Origin of the sequence: Micromonospora ureilytica (assembly GCF_015751765.1) — a bacterium.
Classification (GTDB): Bacteria; Actinomycetota; Actinomycetes; order Mycobacteriales; family Micromonosporaceae; genus Micromonospora; species Micromonospora ureilytica.
The window spans coordinates 6,460,945-6,483,404 of sequence record NZ_JADOTX010000001.1 but is presented as its reverse complement, the minus strand read 5'-3'; the positions used below and the strand labels follow the sequence as shown (position 1 = coordinate 6,483,404).

Below are 22,460 nucleotides of genomic sequence, written 5' to 3'. Positions count from 1 at the left end.
GTTTCGTCCGGCTTGTCGCCCGTCAACCCCATGATCAACCCGGGATTAGTGGAAGAAGTGGCGGGTTCCGGTTAGGTACATCGTTACGTTGGCCTTTTTGGCTGCTTCGATTACCTCTTCGTCGCGGATGGAGCCGCCGGGCTGCACGATGGCGCGGACGCCGGCGTCGATGAGGATCTGCGGGCCGTCGGCGAACGGGAAGAACGCGTCCGAGGCGGCGACCGACCCCCGGGCCCGGTCGGCGCCGGCGCGGGTGACCGCGAGCTGCGCCGAGTCGACCCGGTTGACCTGACCCATGCCGACCCCGACGGTGGCGCCATCCTTGGCGAGCAGGATCGCGTTGCTCTTCACCGCGCGGACCGCCCGCCAGGCGAACGCGAGGTCCCGCAACAGCTCCTCGTCGGCGGCCTCACCGGTCGCCAACTGCCAATTCGCCGGGTCGTCACCGGGGGCGTTCACCCGGTCGGCGACCTGGGCCAGCACGCCACCGGTCACCGGCCGCAACTCCACAAGCGCCGGCGTCCAGGCCGGCGCCCGCAGCAGCCGGACGTTCTTCTTGCCCTGCAACACCTCGACCGCGCCCTCGTCGAAGCCGGGGGCGACCACCACCTCGGTGAAGATCTCGGCGACCTGCCGGGCCAGCTCGACCGAGACCGGCCGGTTGACCGCGATGACACCGCCGTACGCCGACACCGGGTCGCAGGCGTGCGCCAGGCGGTGTGCCTCGGCCACGTCCGCGCCGACAGCGATGCCGCACGGGTTGGCGTGCTTGATGATCGCCACCGCCGGCTGGTCGGCGAAGTCGTTCGCGGCCCGCCAGGCGGCGTCCGCGTCGACGTAGTTGTTGTACGACATCTCCTTGCCGTGCAGCTGCTCGGCCTGGGCCAGCCCCGCCGGGGCGTCCGGGTCGGTGTAGAGCGCGGCGGGCTGGTGCGGGTTCTCCCCGTAGCGCAGCGCTGTCGACTTGCGCAGCGCCAGCCCGGCGAACTGCGGCCACCAGTCGTCGGTGGGTGCCAGCTCCTGGGCGCACCACCGGGCCACCGCCACGTCGTACTCGGCGATGTCGGCGAACGCCCGAGCCGCCAACGCGCGACGCTGGGCCAGTGTGAAGCCACCCTCGCTGAGCGCTCCGAGCAGCGCCGGGTAACCGGTCGGGTCGGTGAGCACGGCGACCGACGCGTGGTTCTTGGCGGCGGCCCGCACCATGGCCGGGCCACCGATGTCGATCTGCTCCACGCACTCCTCGACGTCGGCGCCGGAGGCGACGGTCGCCTGGAACGGGTAGAGGTTGGAGACCAGCAGGTCGAACGCCGCCACGCCCAGCTCGTCGAGCTGCGCCACGTGCGTGTCCTTACGCAGGTCCGCGAGGAGGCCCGCGTGCACCTTCGGGTGCAGGGTCTTCACCCGGCCGTCGAGCACCTCGGGGAACCCGGTCACCGTCTCCACCGGCGTCACCGGCACCCCGGCGGCGGCGATGGTGCCCGCCGTGCTGCCGGTGGACACGATCTCCACGCCGGCCGCGTGCAGGGCCTGAGCCAGCTCGACCAGCCCGGACTTGTCGTAGACGCTGACCAGCGCCCGCCTGATCGGGCGGCGCCCGTCCTGAGTGGGACTCACGGAACCGTGACCTTCCTTCCGGTGATGGTCCAGCCTTCGCGGACCAGCCGACCGACCTGCTCGACGAGCTGGCGCCGCTCGGCTTCCTTGATGCGCTCGGTGAGCGTGTCGACGTCGTCGTCGTCCAGCACCGGCACCGCGACCTGCGCGACGATCGGCCCGGTGTCCATGCCGGCGTCGACGAAGAAGAGGGTGGCTCCGGTGAGCTTCACGCCGTAGGCGAGGGCGTCACGCGGGCCGTGGATGCCGGGGAACGCCGGCAGCAGCGTGTTGTGGGTGTTCAGGTAGCGGTCACCGAAGGCGGCGAGGAAGTGCGGGCCGACCAGCTTGAGGAAACCGGCGGAGATGACCAGGTCGGGCTGGTGCTTCGCGACGTGCGCGGTGAGCGCGTGGTCCCAGTCCTCCCGGGTGTCGTGGTCGCGGACCCGCTCGACGAAGGTCGGCACCCCCGCCGCGTCGGCCCGGTCCAGGCCCGCGATGCCGTCGCGGTCCGCGCCGACCGCGACGACCTGTGCGCCGTACGCGGGGTCGGCGGCGGCGTCCAGCAGCGACTGGAGGTTGCTCCCGGAGCCGGAGATGAGGACGACGATGCGGGCGACGGACGCGGGCTCGGTCACCGGGCCACCCTATCGGGCAGGTCAGGGACGCCCTTCGGCTGGGCGGCGCGCCGATCTTCGACGGTGCCGACGTGCGTCGACCCGGTACGCTGCCGCTCGCTGGGGCCGAACGCCGCGCCGGCCCACACACCACCCCTGATCCGGCACACCGAGTGGCCGACAAGGGCCTGCTTGGGTGTTTTAGGAGACATGTCGTCCTGTTGCTGTACTGGGCTTTGGGAGGACTGACCGCGATCATGGATGGAAACAAAGAGCACCAACTGACGGAACCAGTCCAAGGAGCTTCTCGAATGCAGCCCGGTAACCCCGGTCAGGACCCGTACGGCCAGCAGCCCAACCAGGACCCGACCGCTCCCCAGCCGCCGGCCGCCCCGTACGGCCAGCAGCCCACCTCCGGCCAGCCGTACGGCCAGCCGCAGCAGGACCCGTACGCCGCGCCGCAGGCCCCGTACGGCCAGCAGCCCACCTCGGGACAGCCGTACGGTCAGCAGCCGCCGTACCAGGACCCGTACGCCCAGCAGCAGCCGCCGTACGGCGCCGGCCCGACGTACCCGAACGCCGGGTACCCGCAGCAGGGGCAGGGGCAGAACAACACCCTCGGCCTGGTGTCGATGATCCTCGGTATCGCGTCGATCCCCCTGGCCTGCTGCGCCATCCTGGGCATCCCGGTCGGCATTGGGGCCCTGGTGACCGGCTACCTGGGCAGGCAGAAGGCTGCCCAGGGGCAGGCCAGCAACGCTGGTCAGGCCAAGGCCGGCCTGATCTGCGGCGCGGTCGGCGTCGGGCTCGGCATCCTCGCGGTCATCCTGAGCGTCGTGCTGAACGTCAACCTGCCCGCCCAGCCCTGACAGGCTCGGATTCGACGGGGCGCTCCGGGGTTCGCCCGGGGCGCCCCGCGCTCGTCCAGGGCTAGCGGGTCAGCGCACGGGTGGCGGCGGCGCCGATGAGCGCGCCGGCCGCGATGACACCGGCCGCCACCGCCCCGACCTGCCAACCCACCGGCCCGACCTGGGACAGCCGACCGGCGCCCAGCGGCCCGCCGGAAACCGCCGCGGCCGCACCGAGCACCACGCCGGCCACCGGCCCGGCCAGCACCGCCGGCGCTAGCAACTCGGCCCAACGCTGCGCGGCCCGCTCCGGGACGGCGAGTCGAGCCACCCGACGGGCGAGCAGCCAGCCGGCGACCATCCCGGCCAGCACCGGCACCGCCAGCAGCAGGGCGCCGAAGCCGTCCACCGGGCCACGCGGCAGGCCGGCGAGCAGCGGCACGGCCGGCAGCGCGCCGACCGACACCTCGCTGGTGCGGACCGCGGTGTCGGTCCCGACCGCGAAACCCGGCCCGAGCAGGTAACTGGTCGACCAGACCGCCGCGTTGGGCGCGTACGCGACGCTGACCAGGGTGATGCCGGCCTGCCCGGCGACCCCGGTCCGGTAGGCCCCGATCATGTCGGCCGCGTCGCCACCGCCGGTGGCCACCGCCAGGCCGGCCGCGCCCGCGCCCGCGCCGAGCAGCAGCAGCACGGCCACCAGGCCGGTGCGAACGCCGTCGCGCACCGGACCCGGCAACCGGGTGACGAGCAGCCGGGTCACGGCGGTGATCCGGACCGCGCCGACCAGCGCGGCGAGCGTGCCGACCACAGCGAACGTGGCGCCCGACCGGATCACCGAGACATCCGGCCCGCCGGTGCCGACCAGCACCGCCGCGAGCGCGCCGAGCAGCGCGTACGCGATGCCGACCGCACCTGCGGCGAGCAGTGCCCGGCGCGGTGAGCGGGTGTCGCGAGCGCCGATCGCGCGGCTGACGTGCACACCGGCGCGGGTCAGCCGCCAGAGCGCGAGCACTGTCAGCGCGAGCGGGGCGAGCCCGAGCGGACCGGACTCGGTGTGCAGGGGCACGCCGTGCCCGAGCAGCCAGCCGGCCAGCGCGGTGCGCAGGGTGCCGGTGACTGTGGTGGAGTCCGCGCCGAGCTGCACCAGACCGAGCACGATGGCGACCGGCAGGTACGAGGTGAGGGCGGCCCAGCAGGCGGCCACCCCGGCGGCGACGGGCAGCGGCGCACGCCCGCGCGGCGACCCGCCCGCGCGGGGCGCGGGCACCCGCCGGGCCGGTGCGGCACGGTCGACCGGCCGGTCGTCGGCGCTCACACCGCCGGGACGGCTGGGACGGTCAGGGGTGACGGGGGACATCCGCTCTACTCTGGCACGTCGCGCGGGCGGTGGCAGTCCGTTAACCCCTCCTGAGGACGGCGAGTTCACCGAACCGACGTCCTGCCCACCCGGGCCGGTCTAGCCTCGGCCCAGAGGGGGCGCGAGTCGCCGCCACCCGGGACGGGCCCACCGGTCGCGGTCCGGGCCGGCACGTCGCCCACGACCGCTCGGAGGAAGCTGTGACGACGCCATACCCGCCTCCCCCGCCGCCACCGGCCCAGGGACGCGATCGAACCACCCTGTGGGGCGTGCTGGGCATCGTGCTGGGGCTGATCTGCTGCGGCATCTTCGGCATCGTCTTCGGCTACCTGTCCATCCGCGATGCCCGGCGGTACGGGCAGTCGCCGCTGCTCGGTTACCTCGCCATCGCGTTCGGCGTGATCAACATCATCGGCGGGGCGATCCTGCGCGCAACCGGCAACTACCCGTTCTGGAACAACGACTGACGCGTACGCCGAAGGGGGTCGACCGCAACCGGTCGACCCCCTTCGTCTTGCCTGACCTGGCTCAGCTGCCGGACATGATCTCCCGCATCAGGTTGGCGGTCTCGGTAGGCGTCTTGCCGACCTTGACGCCGACGGCCTCAAGCGCCGCCTGCTTCCCCTCGGCGGTGCCCGCCGAGCCGGAGATGATCGCCCCGGCGTGACCCATGGTCTTGCCGGGAGGCGCGGTGAAGCCGGCGATGTAGCCGACCACCGGCTTGGTGACGTTGGCCTTGATGAACTCGGCGGCCCGCTCCTCGGCGTCGCCACCGATCTCACCGATCATGACGATGGCGTCGGTCTCCGGGTCGGCCTCGAACGCCGCGAGGGCGTCGATGTGGGTGGTCCCGATGATGGGGTCACCGCCGATGCCGACGCAGGTGGAGAAACCGATGTCGCGCAGCTCGTACATCATCTGGTAGGTCAGCGTGCCGCTCTTGCTGACCAGGCCGATCCGGCCGGAGCCGGTGATGTCGGCCGGGATGATGCCGGCGTTGGACGCGCCCGGCGAGGCGATGCCCGGGCAGTTCGGCCCGATGATCCGGGTCCGCTCGCCCTGCGCCACGTTGTACGCCCAGAACGACGCGGTGTCGTGCACCGGGACGCCCTCGGTGATCACCACGGCCAGCGGGATCGCGGCGTCGATCGCCTCGACCACGGCGGCCTTGGTGAACTGCGGCGGCACGAAGATGACAGTGACGTCGGCCCCGGTCTCGGCCATCGCGTCCGCGACGGACGCGTAGACCGGCAGCTCGGTGCCGTCGAAGTCGACAGTCTGGCCCGCCTTGCGCGGGTTGACGCCACCCACCACGTTGGTGCCGGCGGCAAGCATCCGCCGGGTGTGCTTGGAACCCTCGGAACCGGTCATCCCCTGGACGATGACCTTCGAGTCCTTGGTCAGCCAGATAGCCATGATCAGACCCCCGCAGCTGCCAGCTCGGCGGCCCGCTCGGCCGCACCGTCCATGGTGTCCACCCGCTGCACGAGCGGGTTGTTCGCGCTGTCCAGGATCGCCCGGCCAGCCTCGGCGTTGTTGCCGTCGAGACGGACGACGAGCGGCTTGGTGACCTGCTCGCCGCGCTGCTCCAGCAGTGCCAGCGCCTGGATGATGCCGTTGGCGACCTCGTCGCAGGCGGTGATGCCGCCGAAGACGTTGACGAAGACGCTCTTCACGGCCGGGTCGGAGAGCACGATCTCCAGCCCGTTCGCCATCACCGCGGCGCTCGCGCCGCCGCCGATGTCGAGGAAGTTGGCCGGCTTGACGTTGCCGTGCCGCTCACCGGCGTACGCGACCACGTCGAGGGTCGACATGACCAGACCCGCGCCGTTGCCGATGATGCCGACCTCGCCGTCGAGCTTGACGTAGTTGAGGTCCTTGGCCTTGGCGGCCTGCTCCAGCGGGTCCACCGCGGCCTGGTCGACCAGGGCCTCGTGGTCCGGGTGCCGGAACGCGGCGTTCTCGTCCAGGCTGATCTTGGCGTCGAGCAGCAGCATCCGGCCGTCGCCGTTCTTGGCGAGTGGGTTGACCTCGACCAGGGTGGCGTCCTCGGCGACGAACGCCTGCCACAGACCCACGGCGATCTCGACCACCTGGTCGGCGACCTCGGCCGGGAAGCCGGCAGCGGTCACGATCTCGCGGGCCTTGGCCTCGTCCACGCCCTTCACGGCGTCGATCGGGGCCTTCACGACCTTGTCGGGGGTCTCGGCGGCGACCTGCTCGATGTCCATGCCGCCGGCGACGCTGGCGATGCAGAGGAAGGTGCGGTTCGCCCGGTCGAGCAGGTACGAGAAGTAGTACTCCTCGGCCACGTCCGCGGTCACCGTGATCATGACCTTGTGGACGGTGTGACCCTTGATGTCCATGCCGAGGATGTCCGTGGCCCGGGCCACCGCCTCATCCGGGCCCTCGGCCAGCTTGACGCCGCCGGCCTTACCTCGGCCGCCGACCTTTACCTGCGCCTTGACGACCACACGGCCGCCAAGGCGTTCGGCGATCGCGCGGGCCTCTTCCGGGGTAGTGGCGACGCCGCCGGCCAGCACGGGCAAGCCGTGCCGCTCGAACAGGTCCCGCCCCTGGTACTCGTACAGGTCCACGATTGCGCGTCCCGTCCCGTCTCCGCGGCGCGCCGTCGCGCCGCCACCAGCGTTCAAAAACAGTTTGACGCCTGTCATCAGTTGAAACAGGCCATTGGCCGCAGCCTAGCGAGGTCGGCACCACCGGCAACCGAGCGGGTGCGCGGTGTGCGGTAATGCACAACCGGACATCAGGCGTGGCCGGTTTCCGGCCATGACTCCTGTGGCATCCACCGTCCGGAGGATGTTGTCCGGCTTGCGTAACCCTGCCGTGGGGGCGTCGTTGAGTCAGATGTCGGAGCGCTGAACAGCGCAAAGACGGGATACGGCCGATGCCCTGTCGGTCGAGGGGTGGCGGCGGGGCATCGTGCATAGAGGGGCCGGACGTGTGAGGGGTGCGTCCGGCCCCTCCCCCGTGCCCAAATCCGGTCGGCGCAGCAGACCGGCGGGCCTCAGGAAACCGGCTGGGCCACGTTCTGTCGGACCCACTCGACAATCGCCTGGGTGGTAGCGCCCGGCGTGAAGATCTTCGCGACGCCGAGCTTCTCCAACTCGGGAATGTCGCCGTTCGGGATGATGCCGCCGCCGAACACGACGATGTCGCGGGCGTCCCGCTCACCGAGCAGTTCCAGCACCCGCCGGAAGAGCGTCATGTGCGCGCCGGAGAGAACGGACAGGCCGACCGCGTCGGCGTCCTCCTGGATGGCGGTCTCCACGATCTGCTCGGGGGTCTGGTGCAGGCCGGTGTAGACGACCTCCATGCCGGCGTCCCGCAGGGCGCGCGCTACGACCTTCGCGCCCCGGTCGTGGCCGTCCAGGCCAGGCTTGGCGACGACGACCCGAATTCGAGAGCTCATCAGCGCACACCTTTCACCGGCTGGACCGCCTTCACCTTAACGAACGGTAACCCGGCGGACCCGGCCCGGGAAATCCGGGCTCTGTCACCGGCCGTTACCCGGCGCGCCCGGGGGCAACCCGACGAGGTCCGGTGCCGAACCATTCCCGCTTCACTTCCGACAGGGCCGCCGACACCATCCCCGACGGCTGCTCGGAGTCAAGCCGGACGAGTCCGCCGGAACGGTCACGCTCGGCGACGAACGGGCAGCGACGGGGGCACCGTTTGGTGTCGCGATGCATGACAATCATGGACGCAAACGGACAGATCGACACGCCAATTTTCCGCTCTAGCTTGTGACTCGCCTGGCGGTTGGCTAACGTGTCCACGGTTGTCATCAGGTCCATGGACGGGTGACGACGCGGTCAGCGGACGCTTCTCTGGAGCTTCAGGGGACGCCCACCGGCCGCTTCGGAACCCCGACAACGGAGGGTGTGCGTGCGCCAGCGCCTGTCGTCTGAGCCCGATCGATATCGCGGTCGCCGCCGCGTACCCACCCCACCCCGCAGCCGTTACGCCGCTGTCGTCACCACCGCGTTCGTCGGTGCCGGCATCGTGGCCCTCGGCGCGAGCGCCCTGCCGGACGCCAAGGACGTCAGCCCGACGGTTCTCGACGAGCTCAAGCAGGCGTCGGTCACCAGTCAGGACGCTGCGGCCCGTGCGAACAACGCCGACCGCGCCTCCCGGGACAGCCGCAGCAAGGACAACGCCGAGCCCGAGGTCTGGCTGCTGCCGCTGCAGGGTTACGACTTCAACTCCCCGTACGGCGTCCGCTGGGGCAAGATGCACACCGGCGTGGACCTGGTCGCCGGCGAGGGCACTCCCTATGTGGCGATCCACGACGGGCTGGTCACCAAGGCCGGCTGGTTCGGCGGGTACGGCAACGCGGTGATCGTTCAGCACGCCGACGGCAGCGAGGCCATCTACGGCCACTCCTCGGCGGTCAGCGTCAAGGAAGGCCAGCAGATCAAGGCGGGCGACCAGCTCGGCCTCGTTGGTCAGACCGGCCACGCGTACGGCACCCACCTGCACCTGGAGATCCATGTCAAGGGGCAGCCGATCGACCCGGTGCCGTTCCTCCAGGAGCGCGGAGTGGACATCAAGCTGCAAGTCGAGGCAATCTACAGCGAGGTAGCCGCCTCCTGACGGTGCGTAACGACCGTTGACCGCCCGGATCTGTCGATCCGGGCGGTTTCGCATGGCCGCATGTCTGCCAGGTCACAGTCGAGATTGTGAGCGGAGACACCGTCCCGCATGATCACTTTTCCGGTCGTAGCGCCGCAGAGCAGGTCATATCCGGGCAGCCGACCGTCCGCCGCCCGTCGGGGGTTCGGTCCCCCGCACCCTGCCCCGACTCGGCCGACACCAGTATTTCGAGGTCAAGTGCCCCTCGACTGCGAAGGTCCGCCGTGCAGGAAGACAGCTCCGTCCAGAACGAGAACACCCCCGACACCAGCCAGACCGAACCGCAGCGCACCGGCCGCCGGAACCGCCTCATCGTGCTCGGGGCCGCCGCCCTGGTAGCCCTCGGCCTCGGTGGTGTCGCCGTCGCCACCGGCGGCACCGACCACCCGACACCCGCCGCCGTCTCCCTCGACGCCCAGTCCCGGGCCGACGCCGCGAGCCGGGCCGACCGCTCGGTCCGTGAGTCGAGCACGCCGGTCACCCCCTCGCTCAGCCCGACGCCGAGCCCGTCGGCGATCAGCGCCAGCCCCACTAAGACGGCCGCCGCGAAGGCCAAGCCGAAGCCCAAGCCGAAGAAGACCACCAAGCCCACGCCCGCCTGGGTCGACCCGATGCCGGGCGCAGCCGTCACGTCCTGCTACGGGCAGCGCTGGGGCACCCTGCACGCCGGCATCGACCTGGCGCTGCCCTCCGGTACGCCGATCCACGCCGCGGCGGCCGGCACCGTGACCCAGGCCGGCGACGCCTCCGACGGGTACGGCAACTCGGTCTTCATCGACCACGGCAACGGCTACCTGACCCACTACGCCCACCAGAGCCGCATCGCTGTCACCGTGGGACAGAAGGTCAAGGCCGGCCAGGTCATCGGCTACGAGGGCGCCACCGGCGACGCCACCGGCCCGCACCTGCACTTCGAGGTGCACCAGGGCATGTGGAACCAGATCGACCCGGCCCCGTTCATGCGGGCGCGCGGCGTCGACCTGGGCTGCTGAGGCGACATCCCCGCGCAGTCCGGAACAACAGCAAGGAAAGAGTGGCCTCCGGCACCGCTGAGGCCACTCTTTCCTTGATCCGGTGCGATCTTGGGGCGCCGGGTCAGAGCTTGTCGACCGGTGCGTGCCGGAGCACCAGCCACATGGTCTGGTCGCCGAAGTCGATCTGCGCGCGAGCACCCGGGCCGTGCCCCTCGACGGCGAGCACCCGCCCCAACCCGTACCGCTGATGATTGACCCGGTCACCGGCGGACACCTTGGGCCCCTGCGGCAGCTCGCTGGCCGTGGTCAGCCGACTGGCGTCCACGCCGAGCCGCTGGGCCAGCTGCGCCGCCTTCGGCGTGCCCCCGGTGAAGGTGCCACGACCGCCGGGCACGCGGTCCGCACGGCCACCGACGCCGCCGCCCCCGCCGGCCCACGAGGTGTACGAGCCCTCGGTGCGCTCCCAGTGCACCAACTCGGTCGGCAGCTCCTCCAGGAAGCGCGACGGCGGGTTGTAGGACGGCTGCCCCCAGGCCGAGCGGGTCACCGCCCGGGAGAGGTAGAGCCGCTGTCGGGCGCGGGTGATGCCGACGTACGCCAGCCGGCGCTCCTCCTCCAACTCGCGGGTGTCGCCGAGCGAGCGCAGGTGCGGGAAGACGCCGTCCTCCAGCCCGGTCAGGAAGACCACCGGGAATTCCAGACCCTTGGCGGTGTGCAACGTCATCAGGGTGACCACACCCTGATGAGGCGCGGCGTCGTCTGCCTCGGCGCCGTCAGGCGACGAGCCGGGCTGCGCAGGGATCTGGTCGGCGTCGGCGACAAGCGCCACCTGCTCCAGGAAGCCGGCCAGGGTGGCCCGCTCCCCCTCCTCGCCCAGCGCCTCGATCCGTTCGGTGTACTCGCGGGCGACGCTTACCAACTCCTGGAGGTTGTCCACCCGGCCGGCGTCCTGCGGGTCCAGGCTCTCCTCCAGCTCGGTGAGGTAGCCCGAGCGGGTGAGCAGCGCCTCCAGCACCTCCTCCGGGGTGCCGGTCTCGGCCAGCTCGCGGGCGCCGTCGAGCAGCGCCACGAAGTCGGCGATGCCGTTGGCTGCCCGGCTGGAGATGCCCGGCGCCTCCCGGGCCCGGCGCAACGCCGCGCCGAAGGAGATCCGATCGCGGCTGGAGAGGGCCTCGACACAGGCCTCCGCGCGGTCGCCGATCCCCCGGCGCGGGGTGTTCAGCACCCGCCGCAGGCTCACCGTGTCGTCGTCGTTGACCACCGAACGCAGGTACGCCAGGGCGTCGCGGACCTCCTTGCGCTCGTAGAAGCGCACCCCGCCGACCACCTTGTAGGGCAGGCCGACACGGATGAACACCTCCTCGAAGACGCGGGACTGGGCGTTGGTGCGGTAGAAGACCGCGACGTCGCCGGGGCGGGTCTCGTCGGCGTCGACCAGCCGGTCGATCTCCCGGGCCACCCAGTCGGCCTCGGCGTGCTCGGTGTCGGCCACGTAGCCGACGATCTGCTCGCCGGCGCCGGCCTCGCTCCACAGCCGCTTCGGTTTGCGGGAGGTGTTGCGGTCGATCACCGCGTTGGCCGCGTTGAGAATGGTCTGGGTGGAGCGGTAGTTCTGCTCCAGCAGGATCGTCCGGGCGTCGGTGAAGTCCCGTTCGAACTCCAGGATGTTGCGGATCGTCGCGCCCCGGAACGCATAGATCGACTGGTCGGCGTCGCCGACGACGCACAGCTCGGCGGGCTCGACCCCGTCGGTGCCGGAGACCAACTCCTTGATCAGCGTGTACTGCGCGTGGTTGGTGTCCTGGTATTCGTCCACCAGCACGTGCCGGAACCGCCGGCGGTAGCTCTCCGCCACGTGCGGGTGGGACTGGAGCAGGTGCACCGTGGTCATGATCAGGTCGTCGAAGTCCAGGGCGTGTGCCTCACGCAGCCGCCGTTGGTAGAGCGTGTACGCCTCGGCCAGCGCCCGCTCGTTGGGCCCGGTGGCCCGCGCCGCGAACTGCTCCGGATCGACAAGCTCGTTCTTGAGGTTGGAGACCTGGGCCGCCAGCCCACGCGCCGGGTAGCGCTTCGGGTCGAGATCCAGCTCGCGGGTGACCAACTGCATCAGTCGGCGGGAGTCGTCCGCGTCGTAGATCGAGAACGTCGACTTGAGGCCGGCGTGCTCGTGCTCGGCACGCAGAATCCGCACGCAGGCCGAGTGGAACGTCGACACCCACATCAGGCGGGCCCGGGGTCCCACCAGCGCGGCGACGCGCTCCTTCATCTCGCCGGCGGCCTTGTTGGTGAAGGTGATCGCGATGATCTCACCGGGGTGCACGTCCCGAGCGGCGAGCAGGTAGGCGATCCGGTGCGTGAGCACCCTGGTCTTGCCGGACCCGGCGCCGGCCACGATCAGCAGCGGCGAGCCGGCATGGCTGACGGCGTCGCGCTGCGGCCCGTTCAGCCCGGCGAGCAGCTGCTGCGGATCGAGGCGCGCGGCGGCCGCCCCGGGTCGGTGCGGGCGGGCCGGCGCGGACTCCGGCGCAGGCGGGGACGCGGGGATGTCGAAGAGAGGATGCATCGCCCGACAAGTCTATGCCGCCACCCGGACACTTCCCCGCCGCGCACTCCCGGTGCCGGGAAGCCCGCACCCGGCCGGTCCGCTTCGGCCTGCCGCGCCTCGGGCAACGTGCGGCGGGGCACGTGTTCCGCCGAATCCTTGCGCGAGCCGGCTGACGGTCGGCATACTCGACGGCGTGTTCAGTCAGCGCTTCTACTTTTACTACGGCACCGGGAGTCCGGCAGCCGTAGGTCGCGCCTGATCAACCAGACCTACGAACAGTCCCGGGCTCCTGGAGCCCGGGACTCTTTCGTCTCGGTTCCAGGCACCGGGGGAGGGAAACGACGATGATGACTGACGTGGCGGAGCAGAGCGGCAGCCTGGAACGGGACGACGGCCGGACGGGCACGGGCCAGCCGGAGGCGACCGATGCCCGGACCGGCACGGACGATTCGGCGGCTGCCGAGCGGATCGTGGCGATTCGACAGCGGATCGACGAGATCGACCGGACCATCATTGCCCTGTGGCAGGAACGGGCCGCCCTCTCCCAGGAGGTCGGGGCCACCCGGATGGCCTCCGGGGGCACGCGGCTGGTGCTGTCCCGGGAGCGGGAGATCTTGGAGCGGTTCCGCCAAGCGCTGGGCGGCGACGGGACCCAACTGGCCCTGCTGCTGCTGCGTGCCGGCCGCGGCCCTCTCTGAGACGCGCGGAGCGCGCTACCCGCCGCCGCACATCTCCTCGATCGACCCGGCCACCTGGACCCGCAGATCCCAACGCATCCCCTTCGACGACCTGCCGGTGATCCCGTCACTGCCGCCGAGCCCCGGCGGGCTTCGGTAGCAGTGGCGGGATCACCTCCTACGCCTCGTCGGCGGTGTCCCGCCCGTGCTGCCGGCCACCTTTGCGGGGTCTCCGCGGTCTGCGGACCTGGCACGAGGAGTGGTCTCATGGAGGCTCCCCCGTCCACCACTGATGCGGCCGGGCCTGCGATCGAATCCGAGGAGGTCGGCATTGCCCGACTTTGACGGCTACACCCCGGCGTTTCCGCGACGCGGAAAGAAGCGGTATGGCAGCTACAGCGACAATGAGCCGACCTACGACGGCCGGTTCACGGAAGAGGAGGAGTCCACATTCGGGAACGCGGCCGACGATCAGGATAATTGGCGCTGGTCAACCTGGAATTCGTCTCCGGCGAATTCCCGCGGCCCAATTCCGTATCCCGACTGGCTCGTCACCGACGCCGGCGCGGTCGATATCGAGTTGGGTATTCTCAAGACGGGCAAGGAGGCCGACGTCTTCTTGGTGCGACGGGAGAATACCGACACCGACCGCAGATGTCTCATGGCCGCGAAGCGATTCCGTGTTTCCGAGCACCGGATGTTTCATCGCGAGACCGGATATCTGGAGGGCCGCAAGGTGCGGAACTCCCGAGAGATGCGGGCGATGGCCAACAGCACCGATTACGGGAGAAAGGTGGTGGCTGAGCAGTGGGCCCGCACGGAATTCGGGGCACTGAGCGGCCTTTACCAGCTCGGCTTGCCCGTGCCGTACCCGGTCCAGGTCTCGGGGCAGGAAATCCTGATGGAGTTCGTCGGCCAGGAGGAGGGGATCGCCGCCCCTCGATTGGCCGACGCACGGCTGACAGCCGACGAACTCACCGGCATCTGGGACGAGCTCGTGGACGCGCTCGTCCTGCTCGCCCGCGAGGGCTTCACCCACGGCGACCTGTCGCCCTACAACCTGCTCGTCCATGACGGTCAGATCGTCATCATCGACCTGCCGCAGATCGTCAACGTGCTGACAAACCCTCAAGGCCCCGAGTACCTGGAGCGCGACGTCAGGAACATCTGCGCCTTCTTCACCTCCGCAGGCATGGTCGGCCCGTACGTGGACCCGGACGACCTGCATGGCCTGCTACGCCAGGAGGTGGGTCTCTGACCCGCACCGGCCCACCGGAGTCGTCGAGGGGCCATCGCCACCGTCCCCGATCACCGGGGCAGGACAGCTCCCCGGCACGGTCCGTCATGGCACCGAATGCACACGCACCGTCACCTCAGCGTTGATCCAGCTAGCCGGGAAAAGGATCTCGCAACGGCCGGCACCTGCCGTCGACCCCACCCAGCCAGGAAAAACGGCTATTTCTCAGACACCCGGCAAGCTTCGACCACCATCACTTGATGTCACCCAAAGTTACTGCCGCGCCGACCGCTAAGCAAACAGGCTATATTCACGACGTGCCGGGCGATTAGGCGCGGCGCTCAGTGGGAATCGGTCACGTCGGCCAAAAGAGCGGGCAGTACGGGGGAAGCATGATTTTCCGTGTTCTCGGACCACTGGAAGTGTTGAGTGGCGAGTGCCAGGTCATGATTGCGCCAAGGGAGCGGGTGATTCTCGCCGCGCTGCTGATCTCGGCGAACCAGGTCGTGCCGGTCGCCCGACTCGCGGACGCCATCTGGGGAAGCACCCCACCTCAGACCTCCCGTGGCCAGGTGCAGATCGGCGTTTCCACGCTACGCAGACTCTTCGCATCCGCCGGGATACCCTCCAGAATCCTCACCAGCGCACCGGGCTATTCCATTCGAATAGCAAAGGACGATTTGGATCTCAACCATTTCGACCAGCTGGTCGCCGAGGGCCGTCGCGCGCTGACACGCGACCGACCAGGCGAAGCCACCGAACTTTTCAGAGCGGCATTGAGCCTGTGGCGGGGCGCTCCTCTGGGCAACGTGGTGAGCGCCGCCGTGGAGTCCTCTGCGGCCCAGCTTTCCGAGCGACGGCTGACCGTTCTCGAGCAGACCATCGAGCTTGAGCTCGAGCTCGGGCGCGCCCAGGACCTCATCGGCGAACTGATGGGACTGGTAGCCGAGCACCCGCTTCGCGAACGCTTCCATCGACAGCTGATGACCGCCCTGCTTTACACTGGCCGCCGCGCAGACGTGCTCGCGGCGTACCGGAACGCGCGACGGACCTTCATCCAGGAACTGGGGCTGGAGCCCGGCGACGGGCTCCAGAAGTTGCTGCACGCGGCCCTGACCGATGCGGCGGTGGAACCCTCGATGACACCGTGACGCCTCGCCGACCCGGCCGGCCGCCGTCGCGGGGGCGCCCTGGCCTGCATCCATGACCCTGGTGATCACCAATAGCCGATGGATGGCGGGCTGGGTGAAGATAACGACGTCCGCCACTGTGTCGGCTGCGCCGCCCGGTGACGTTCAGCGATCAAGCGCTGCCCAAATGGCTGCAACGGGGGTTCAAATGCCGCGCGTCCTCATTTGTGATGAACTTCCCGTGGTCCGCAACGGACTGCGGATGATGCTCTCCGCCGGAGACGGCATAACGGTCATTGACTCCACCGACAGTGGAGCCCATGCGGTGATGCTCGCCCGGTCCCACCGACCCGACGTCATCATCACCGGACTCTCCCTCCGGGGTACGTCCGGGCTGGAACTGATGTCCCGGTTGCGTCGGGACAACCTCCAGCCGACCGCCCAGTTCGTCGTCTACACGATGAATTACGCGGACGAGATCATCAGTGAGATCCTGCATGCCGGCGTCAGTTGCGTGGTGGGTCCCGAATCGGACGCCGAGGACCTCACCTCCGCTGTCCGGATCGCCGCCCGCGGCGAGGTCATGTTGCCGCCCCGGGTGGCTCGACGGCTCGTCGACTGGTTTCGGCGCCGCAACACACAGCCAGAGGAGACCCTGCGGCCCATCGCGGCCGCACTGACCACCCGCGAGCGGCAGGTCCTCGTACTCATCGCGACCGGGCTCTCCACGGAGCAGGTCGCCGACCGGCTGGCCATCGGCATCGCCACCGTCCGGACGCACGTGTACCGGATGCGCAGCAAGTTGCAGTTGACCGATCGGGCCCAGCTCGTGTCGTTCGCGTACCGGGCCGGGTTGATGCAGACGTGAGGCGCCTGTGACCGGGAGCCGGGCCCGAGCTGCTGGCGACTGCTCCCCGCCGGTGACCACGCGGAGTCCCGCGTGGTCACCGGATCCCTCTCGTCATATCAAACCTTCTGCGCCCTGACGTCGGGCTCCACGGCCTCTTCGGCTTGCTGGGCGGCGGCCTCGGCGAGCGATTCGTCGTCCACCGCCCGAAGGTTCCGGGCAGAACGGATCATGAAGAGCAGCACTGGTGTGATCGCCATCCAGCCGGCCGCCACGATCAGCATCGTTGTGGGTGACGTCTGGCTACCGATCGGCGCGATGAGGGCCTGGCCGATGGGGAGCAGAGCGATGCTGCCCAGCCATTCGTACGAGCTGACGCGGCCCATTGCCTCGATCGGCACGTTCTGCTGCATCGCGGTGAAGGAGAAGACGTTGAACATCGACAACCCGATGTTGCTCACCAACGCGGCAGCCGCGATGACGGGCACCGGGGCGAGCAGCCCCAGGGCGAGGAGTTGCAGCCCGTACATGCCCAACGGGACGAACGAGGCCCGCAGGAGGTAGCGGGGGCGCATCCGAAGCGCGATCACGCCGCCGAGCACCGACCCGAGGCCTGAGCACGTGGTGATGAGCGCCCAGGCGGGAGCCCCGCCAAGTTGGTCACGGGCGATCGATGGGCCGAAGATCTGCCAAGCCGGCAAGACGAGCAGGTGGAAGGTGCCCGCCCACGCGACCGTCGTCCACAGCCAGGTTCGGGTTCGGAATTCGGTCCAACCCCCGCGCAACTCTCGCAAGATCGAGGGATTCTCCTGGACAGACGGCGCCCGCCGGTCCACCTTGAGCATCCACAGTGCGATCGCGCTGATCAGGAAGGTCACACCGTCAAAAATGAGCGCCGCGCCGGGCGAGACCAGCGCCACCAGGAGACCACCCAGGGCCGGCCCGAGCGTCCAGGCGAAGTTCTCGCTGAGCTGAATCAGGCCATTGGCCGGCTGGAGATCCTTTGCCGGAACCACCTCCGGGAGAAGCCCGGAGGAGGCGGGCTGGAAGAACGCCGCTGCGGTACCCGCCACCAGCTGTAGAACGATCATGGAGGCCAGGTTGGCGTCCCCCGTCAGCAGCAGCACTCCGGCCAGGGCCTGCGAACCGAACCGGGTCAGGTCGGAGGCCATCATCACCGCGCGTCGTGGAAGCCGATCGGCGATGACACCGCCTATCAACAACAGGACCACGGTGGGCAGGATGCGCGCCGCGAGTACCAGCCCCAGCGCCGCGGGTGACCCGGTCAACTGCAGCACAGCGAACGCCAGTGCGATCGGAATGATGGCGTCACCGACGACGGACGCCGTCTGAGCGATGTAGAGGTAGCGGAAACCGGGCCGTCGCAGCAGCGACCGGATCTCTCCGCTGCGTGACCCCGGCCGGTCACCCTTCATGTCTGCCATGTCATCCCATCGTTGGCTTTTCACTGATGCTTGGCAGGACGCCCTGCGTATCCCAGAGGAGCGCGTCAAGACGGCCAGGGTCCATGGCCGTCATCAGTCGCTCGACGACGTGGGCGGACAACTCATCCACCTGTGGAGCAGCCAACAGGGTCGAGACACGAAGGTCCACCGCGAATTTCTTTCGCAGTCGGGCCATCAACCTCAACGCTATGAGCGAGTCCCCACCTCGTTCGAAGAAGTCGTCGTGGGCGCCGACCGGACCGCAGTTCAGCACTTCCTCGAAGAGCTCCGCGATGCCGGCCTCGATCTCGTCGCGAGGAGCGGTGTACTCGCGCAACGGCGGTGGCGGGGTGGTGGTGGGGAGTTGGGTGGGGTCGATTTTGCCGTTGGTGGTGGTGGGGAGGTGGGTGTGGGTGTGGATGTGGGTGGGGATCATGTGGGGTGGTAGGTGGTGGTTGAGGTGGTTTCGGATTGTTTTTTGGGTGTGGGGGTTGTTGGGGGTGTGGGGGGTGAGGGTGATGTGGGCGGTGAGGTGGGGGTGGTCGGTGGTGGTGGTGAGGGTGATGTGGGCGGTGTGGACGTGGGGGTGGGTTTGGAGGGTGTGTTCGATTTCGTGGGGTTCGATGCGGTAGCCGCGGAGTTGGATCTGGTGGTCGGTGCGGCCGTGGTAGTGGTAGGTGCCGTCGGGTTGGCGGGTGGCGGTGTCGCCGGTGCGGTAGCGGCGGGTGTGGGTGTGGTGGTGGGGGTGGGGGTTGGGGGGGAAGTGGTGGGCGGTGAGGGCGGGTCGTTGGTGGTAGCCGAGGCTGAGTCCGGGGCCGCTGATGAACATTTCGCCGAGGGTGTTGTCGGGCACGGGGTTGCCGTCGGGGTCGAGCAGGTCGATGGTGAGGTCGGGTAGTGCTCGTCCGATGGGGCTGTGGGGTTGGGTGAGGTCCTCGGGGGTGATGGTGTGGTGGGTGACGTGGACGGTGGTTTCGGTGATGCCGTACATGTTCACGAGGTGGGGTGTGGTGGTGCCGTAGTGCGTGGCCCAGGTGGTGAGGGTGGCCGGTTGGAGGAGTTCCCCGCCGAAGATGACGTAGCGCAGGTCGGTGGGTGGGTGAGCGGTGGCGGCGGCGGCCTTGGCGAGGTTGGCGAACGCGGTGGGTGTCTGGCTCAGCACGGTGACGTGACGCTCGCGGATGAGGTGCCACATGGCGTCGGGGTCGCGGGTCGTGGTGTGGGCGACGACGACGACGTGGGCGCCGTGCAGCAGAGCGCCGTAGATCTCCCAGACGGAGAAGTCGAACGCGGCGGAGTGGAACATGCTCCACACGTCGGTGTGGGTGAAGTCGAACAGTTCGTCGGTGGTGGTGAACAGCCGGAGGACGTTGCGGTGGGTGACCCGCACACCCTTGGGTTTCCCGGTCGATCCGGAGGTGTAGATGATGTAGGCGGTGTCGTCGTCACACACCGCCACCGGCGTGAACGATCCCCCCACGTCGTCGGTGCCCGCGTCGTCGCCCGCGCCCGCGTCGTCGATCGCCACGAACGTCGGGACCTCGGTGAACACCCCGCGCCACGACGCGTCACCCACCACCACCGGACAACCGGCGTCAGCCAGGACCGCCCGCAGCCGGGCATGAGGATGACCAGGGTCCAGCGGCACATAACCCGCCCCCGTCTTCAACACCGCCACCATCGCCACGACCAGACTCACCGACCGCTGCACGCACAACCCGACCAACGTCCCCCGCCCCACCCCCACCGCAGCCAACCGCGCCGCCAACACCGTCGACGCCTCATCGACCTGCCGATACGTCAACTCCCGCGCGCCATCCGACACCGCCACCCGATCGGCGTAGCGCTGCGCGACACCCACGAACGTCCCATGCACACCCAACACAACAAACCTGCTCTCATCCGGGCTGTGGCCTCCAGTCGACCGTCGATCAGTCCTCCGCCGTCACTTCCCAGATGAAGTACTCGGAGTCCGTCGAGTATGGACTCTCGTCGTAAGCCCCGAACTCGCGCGTGATGCGGAAGCCCGCGCGGTTCAGCAGCGCCCGGATCTGGTCCGGGAATCGGTAGAAGTTCACCCGCAGACCGTGCTGCCGCTCCAGCACCACACCCTCCTCGTCGAGGACTTCACTCACCCGCCGGCGGGTGATGGTCTGCTTGTCCGTGTCGAAGGTGCTGAAGTCCCACATCGCGATCCGGCGATTGGTCTCCGGATGGCGGACCTCACCGGAGAACAGGTATCGCCTGTCGTAGTTCCGGATGTCCTCCTCCGTGAAGACCGGGACGCCAGCGACGAAGGTCCCGCCCGGAGCGAGATGCCTTCGTACCGTCTGGAGGGTTGCCAGCCAGTCGTCGTCGGTGGGGAGGTGGAACATCGGTTGGCCACCGGCCAGAATCAGTGGAAAACGTTGGCCCAACTCGAACGTGCGCAGGTCACCCTCAACCAGATCGACGCGCTCCTCGTCGATGCCGGCGGCCTTCAGATTGGCCCGCGCCTCCTTCAACATCGACGGAGATCGGTCGATACCGACCGCCCGCTCCACCTTGGCGGCGCAGGGCAGAAGGACCCGGCCGGTTCCGCAGGCCAACTCCAGCAACGGTCCACCGAACTTCTCGGCGCGGGCGAGCAGGAACGGCAGGTCGAGCTCGTTCAGCTCGGCCCACAACGTGTCGTAGATGGCGGCTTCGTAGAGGTAGTCGTCCGGCGTGCCGTCGGCGCGCGATGTGCGCTTCTCGGCCTCACGGACCCGTTGGCTCTCACTCATCGACACTCCTCAACGTGTGGTTGACTGGTGCGGCTTCGGCAGCCCTGTTGATCGCCTGCGCGACCTGCGCCACCGTCGGCGGACGCAGCAAACTGAAGTGATCGCCGGCCAAGGCGATGGTTGTCGGGGGACGGCCCTCTGCCCGCTCCGCCCAGTAGTGCGGACTGACATCGGACTCCAGCGCGTGCAGCACCGTGGTCGGTCCGCCGTACTCCCCCGGACGGTGCCGTTGCATCGCCCGGGTCGCGTTCTCGAAGATGCGTACCCGCGTCATCCGCTCGCTCGGCGTCAGCTTCAGGTCCAGGCCCTGCTCGCTCAGGCACGCGCCGACCGCGCTCAGCGCCTGCTCGGTCGGCAGGTTCCACAGGTCGGAGTCGACGGGTACCCGGTCGAAGGTGACTCCGGCGGAGCGGAGCAGGTCCTCCACGAACACCTCCAGCGTCTCGGCCGAACTCCAGGCCGGTACGTCCGACGGCCAAGGCGCGGTGTCGATCAGCACCAGCACTGGTCGGGTGGCGCACTGGCGCGCCATTTCGCGGGCGACCAGGCCGCCGAACGACCAACCCGCCAGGACCGCCGCGCCGGAAACGCCGTTCGCTCGAAGCAGATCCAGGTAGGCGAGCGCGATCTGGGTGACCGTGGGGGGCGCGCCCTTCGCCAACAGTTCGCCCGCGGCGATCGCCCAGACGGCGCGATCGCCGGGGATCAGCCGGCCGAGATCCGCGTAGCAGAAGACCCCGCCGCCGATCGGGTGGATGAGGACCACGGGCGGTTTGTCCGAGCCACCGTCCCGCAGCCGAACCAGTTCGCCAGCGACCTTGTCGACTTTCGACGAACGCTTCGCCTGCAGCGCTTCCAACAATCGCCGCTTTGCTGGCGAAAGACCTTCGACGCGGTCGCTCACAGGATGTCCACACGTCGGGCGCGCAGGTATTCGAAAAAGGGCAGATGATATTTATGGTAGCTAGCTAGAATCTCATTGTTGTAGACAGTCTGGGAATAGACTCTCTGGCGCGCCACGAAACCATCGGTCTCACTCACATCGGCATGCCAGCGTTCGGTGCGCCCCCATTCCGGACGCATGCCGGGAGGCCAACGAAGCGCGGCCTCGTCGAACTTGAGACCGGTCCGGTCGCAGTACGCCCGGACCGCCGCCTCGGGATTCTCCAGCAGATCCGCCGAGTCGAGCACCACAGGCTCGACGCCCTGCGCATCCACGACAGCCAGATACAGCTCGTGCAAATACGCGAATCCGATCTCGTCTCGTTCGAGGTTCGGATTGAGGGCGAAGTGCGAGGCGATGACCTCGTCCGGCCTCCGGATGAGGAAGGTGTGGGTCGCGTCCCGGAGGAACCGGTCATCCGCCAGCACCCGTTCGTACCGGAAGTCCATGGTGTCCTTGAAGAAGACGCAGGTCTCCTCACCGATCCGGCACAGGGTGTGGATCAGTTCGTCCTCCGACCGTATCGTCCGCCCCTCCACCTGCGCCTCACCGAAGTCCGCGAGGCGGGAGAACGGTTCATGTACGGCCAGGACATCCCCGCGGGCCATCATCATCCTCAGGAATGCCGTCGACCTCGACCTCGGCGCACTCCACAAAGCGATCACGCCACGGCGGGATCCAGCGATTCCAGCAAACTCCGGCACGCCCAGCAGGCTACGCATCCGATCGCCTCGGTGGAAGGCCTGACGGCGAGACCAACCGGCGCAATCCTGCCCGTGTAATCAGTGTGATTACATTCTTTACCGAACGTCGTAGAATT

Annotated in this window: 20 protein-coding genes; 8 read left to right on the top strand and 12 right to left on the bottom strand. The window is 69.1% G+C overall.

The annotated features are described in order from the left end of the window. Positions 1-45: 45 nt before the first annotated feature. Positions 46-1,617, bottom strand: coding sequence for a bifunctional phosphoribosylaminoimidazolecarboxamide formyltransferase/IMP cyclohydrolase (purH, locus tag IW248_RS29770; protein ID WP_196929562.1), 1,572 nt, complete (start codon positions 1,615-1,617; stop codon positions 46-48). Beyond that, the gene (gene purN, locus IW248_RS29765) at positions 1,614-2,234 is read right to left on the bottom strand and encodes a phosphoribosylglycinamide formyltransferase (RefSeq protein WP_124819649.1); all 621 of its coding nucleotides are present in this window, start codon (positions 2,232-2,234) and stop codon (positions 1,614-1,616) included. Before purN ends, purH begins: the two co-directional genes overlap by 4 nt. A 290-nt stretch (positions 2,235-2,524) precedes the next feature. Here purN and IW248_RS29760 point away from each other — a divergent pair, with 290 nt between their 5' ends. Next, positions 2,525-3,082 carry a DUF4190 domain-containing protein gene (locus tag IW248_RS29760; RefSeq protein WP_196929561.1) on the top strand — a complete coding sequence of 186 codons (558 nt, stop codon included), beginning with the start codon at positions 2,525-2,527 and terminating at the stop codon, positions 3,080-3,082. 61 nt (positions 3,083-3,143) lie between these two features. Here the strand turns inward: IW248_RS29760 and IW248_RS29755 are convergent, their stop codons facing one another. Further along, complete coding sequence (locus tag IW248_RS29755; protein WP_196929560.1) at positions 3,144-4,421, bottom strand: cell division protein PerM; 1,278 nt, start codon at positions 4,419-4,421, stop codon at positions 3,144-3,146. Positions 4,422-4,621: 200 nt separating this feature from the next. Here IW248_RS29755 and IW248_RS29750 point away from each other — a divergent pair, with 200 nt between their 5' ends. Continuing rightward, on the top strand, positions 4,622-4,888 hold the full coding sequence (locus IW248_RS29750; protein WP_124822700.1) for a DUF4190 domain-containing protein: 267 nt from the start codon (positions 4,622-4,624) through the stop codon (positions 4,886-4,888). Positions 4,889-4,949: 61 nt separating this feature from the next. Here the strand turns inward: IW248_RS29750 and sucD are convergent, their stop codons facing one another. The 3 genes from sucD to icmB all read right to left on the bottom strand — a co-directional run bounded on the left by sucD (position 4,950) and on the right by icmB (position 7,854). Then, positions 4,950-5,837 carry a succinate--CoA ligase subunit alpha gene (sucD, locus tag IW248_RS29745; RefSeq protein WP_124822699.1) on the bottom strand — a complete coding sequence of 296 codons (888 nt, stop codon included), beginning with the start codon at positions 5,835-5,837 and terminating at the stop codon, positions 4,950-4,952. 2 nt (positions 5,838-5,839) lie between these two features. After that, a complete protein-coding gene (gene sucC, locus IW248_RS29740) occupies positions 5,840-7,018 on the bottom strand; it encodes an ADP-forming succinate--CoA ligase subunit beta (RefSeq protein WP_091406357.1) in 1,179 nt (392 codons plus the stop codon). A gap of 431 nt (positions 7,019-7,449) precedes the next feature. Beyond that, positions 7,450-7,854 (bottom strand): coenzyme B12-dependent isobutyryl CoA mutase small subunit, encoded by a 405-nt coding sequence (icmB, locus tag IW248_RS29735; protein ID WP_030491849.1) that lies wholly within the window; start codon positions 7,852-7,854, stop codon positions 7,450-7,452. Positions 7,855-8,330: 476 nt separating this feature from the next. Between icmB and IW248_RS29730 the strand changes: the two genes are divergently transcribed. Together IW248_RS29730 and IW248_RS29725 are read left to right on the top strand one after the other, a co-directional pair. Beyond that, positions 8,331-9,038, top strand: coding sequence for a M23 family metallopeptidase (locus tag IW248_RS29730; RefSeq protein ID WP_196929559.1), 708 nt, complete (start codon positions 8,331-8,333; stop codon positions 9,036-9,038). A 263-nt stretch (positions 9,039-9,301) separates the two neighbouring features. Further along, a complete protein-coding gene (locus IW248_RS29725) occupies positions 9,302-10,069 on the top strand; it encodes a M23 family metallopeptidase (RefSeq protein ID WP_196929558.1) in 768 nt (255 codons plus the stop codon). A gap of 103 nt (positions 10,070-10,172) precedes the next feature. Here IW248_RS29725 and pcrA read toward each other — a convergent pair whose 3' ends face one another. Beyond that, positions 10,173-12,614 (bottom strand): DNA helicase PcrA, encoded by a 2,442-nt coding sequence (gene pcrA, locus IW248_RS29720; protein ID WP_196929557.1) that lies wholly within the window; start codon positions 12,612-12,614, stop codon positions 10,173-10,175. Between the two features lie 326 nt (positions 12,615-12,940). Here pcrA and IW248_RS29715 point away from each other — a divergent pair, with 326 nt between their 5' ends. From IW248_RS29715 to IW248_RS29700, 4 genes are all read left to right on the top strand, one after another. Then, positions 12,941-13,294 carry a chorismate mutase gene (locus IW248_RS29715; RefSeq protein ID WP_196929556.1) on the top strand — a complete coding sequence of 118 codons (354 nt, stop codon included), beginning with the start codon at positions 12,941-12,943 and terminating at the stop codon, positions 13,292-13,294. 310 nt (positions 13,295-13,604) lie between these two features. After that, positions 13,605-14,531, top strand: a complete 927-nt coding sequence (locus tag IW248_RS29710; RefSeq protein ID WP_231396488.1) for a serine protein kinase RIO — start codon at positions 13,605-13,607, stop codon at positions 14,529-14,531. Positions 14,532-14,902: 371 nt separating this feature from the next. Then, a complete protein-coding gene (locus tag IW248_RS29705; protein ID WP_196929554.1) occupies positions 14,903-15,661 on the top strand; it encodes an AfsR/SARP family transcriptional regulator in 759 nt (252 codons plus the stop codon). Between the two features lie 52 nt (positions 15,662-15,713). Next, a complete protein-coding gene (locus IW248_RS29700) occupies positions 15,714-16,508 on the top strand; it encodes a LuxR C-terminal-related transcriptional regulator (RefSeq protein ID WP_231396487.1) in 795 nt (264 codons plus the stop codon). Between the two features lie 98 nt (positions 16,509-16,606). On the opposite strand, the gene IW248_RS29695 is transcribed toward IW248_RS29700, so the two are convergent. The 5 genes from IW248_RS29695 to IW248_RS29675 are packed head-to-tail and all read right to left on the bottom strand — an operon-like array spanning position 16,607 to position 22,362. Next, positions 16,607-17,923, bottom strand: coding sequence for an MFS transporter (locus tag IW248_RS29695; RefSeq protein WP_231397977.1), 1,317 nt, complete (start codon positions 17,921-17,923; stop codon positions 16,607-16,609). Positions 17,924-17,933: 10 nt separating this feature from the next. Then, positions 17,934-19,817, bottom strand: coding sequence for a non-ribosomal peptide synthetase (locus tag IW248_RS29690; RefSeq protein ID WP_196929552.1), 1,884 nt, complete (start codon positions 19,815-19,817; stop codon positions 17,934-17,936). Positions 19,818-19,863: 46 nt separating this feature from the next. Next, on the bottom strand, positions 19,864-20,697 hold the full coding sequence (locus IW248_RS29685) for a class I SAM-dependent methyltransferase (RefSeq protein ID WP_196929551.1): 834 nt from the start codon (positions 20,695-20,697) through the stop codon (positions 19,864-19,866). After that, on the bottom strand, positions 20,690-21,601 hold the full coding sequence (locus tag IW248_RS29680) for a thioesterase domain-containing protein (protein WP_196929550.1): 912 nt from the start codon (positions 21,599-21,601) through the stop codon (positions 20,690-20,692). The genes IW248_RS29685 and IW248_RS29680 overlap by 8 nt, the downstream gene beginning before the upstream one ends. Next, positions 21,598-22,362 (bottom strand): sulfotransferase-like domain-containing protein, encoded by a 765-nt coding sequence (locus tag IW248_RS29675; protein ID WP_196929549.1) that lies wholly within the window; start codon positions 22,360-22,362, stop codon positions 21,598-21,600. Before IW248_RS29675 ends, IW248_RS29680 begins: the two co-directional genes overlap by 4 nt. Positions 22,363-22,460 lie beyond the last annotated feature (98 nt).

Excerpts from the sequence above, each read along its gene's own strand:
- IW248_RS29715 (WP_196929556.1), top strand. The coding sequence starts at position 12,941 with ATGATGACTGACGTGGCGGAGCAGAGCGGCAGCCTGGAACGGGACGAC.
- icmB (WP_030491849.1), bottom strand. The coding sequence starts at position 7,854 with ATGAGCTCTCGAATTCGGGTCGTCGTCGCCAAGCCTGGCCTGGACGGC.
- IW248_RS29760 (WP_196929561.1), top strand. The coding sequence starts at position 2,525 with ATGCAGCCCGGTAACCCCGGTCAGGACCCGTACGGCCAGCAGCCCAAC.
- IW248_RS29755 (WP_196929560.1), bottom strand. The coding sequence starts at position 4,421 with ATGTCCCCCGTCACCCCTGACCGTCCCAGCCGTCCCGGCGGTGTGAGC.
- IW248_RS29675 (WP_196929549.1), bottom strand. The coding sequence starts at position 22,362 with ATGCGTAGCCTGCTGGGCGTGCCGGAGTTTGCTGGAATCGCTGGATCC.
- pcrA (WP_196929557.1), bottom strand. The coding sequence starts at position 12,614 with ATGCATCCTCTCTTCGACATCCCCGCGTCCCCGCCTGCGCCGGAGTCC.
- IW248_RS29705 (WP_196929554.1), top strand. The coding sequence starts at position 14,903 with ATGATTTTCCGTGTTCTCGGACCACTGGAAGTGTTGAGTGGCGAGTGC.
- IW248_RS29685 (WP_196929551.1), bottom strand. The coding sequence starts at position 20,697 with ATGAGTGAGAGCCAACGGGTCCGTGAGGCCGAGAAGCGCACATCGCGC.
- IW248_RS29695 (WP_231397977.1), bottom strand. The coding sequence starts at position 17,923 with ATGAAGGGTGACCGGCCGGGGTCACGCAGCGGAGAGATCCGGTCGCTG.
- IW248_RS29700 (WP_231396487.1), top strand. The coding sequence starts at position 15,714 with ATGACCCTGGTGATCACCAATAGCCGATGGATGGCGGGCTGGGTGAAG.
- sucD (WP_124822699.1), bottom strand. The coding sequence starts at position 5,837 with ATGGCTATCTGGCTGACCAAGGACTCGAAGGTCATCGTCCAGGGGATG.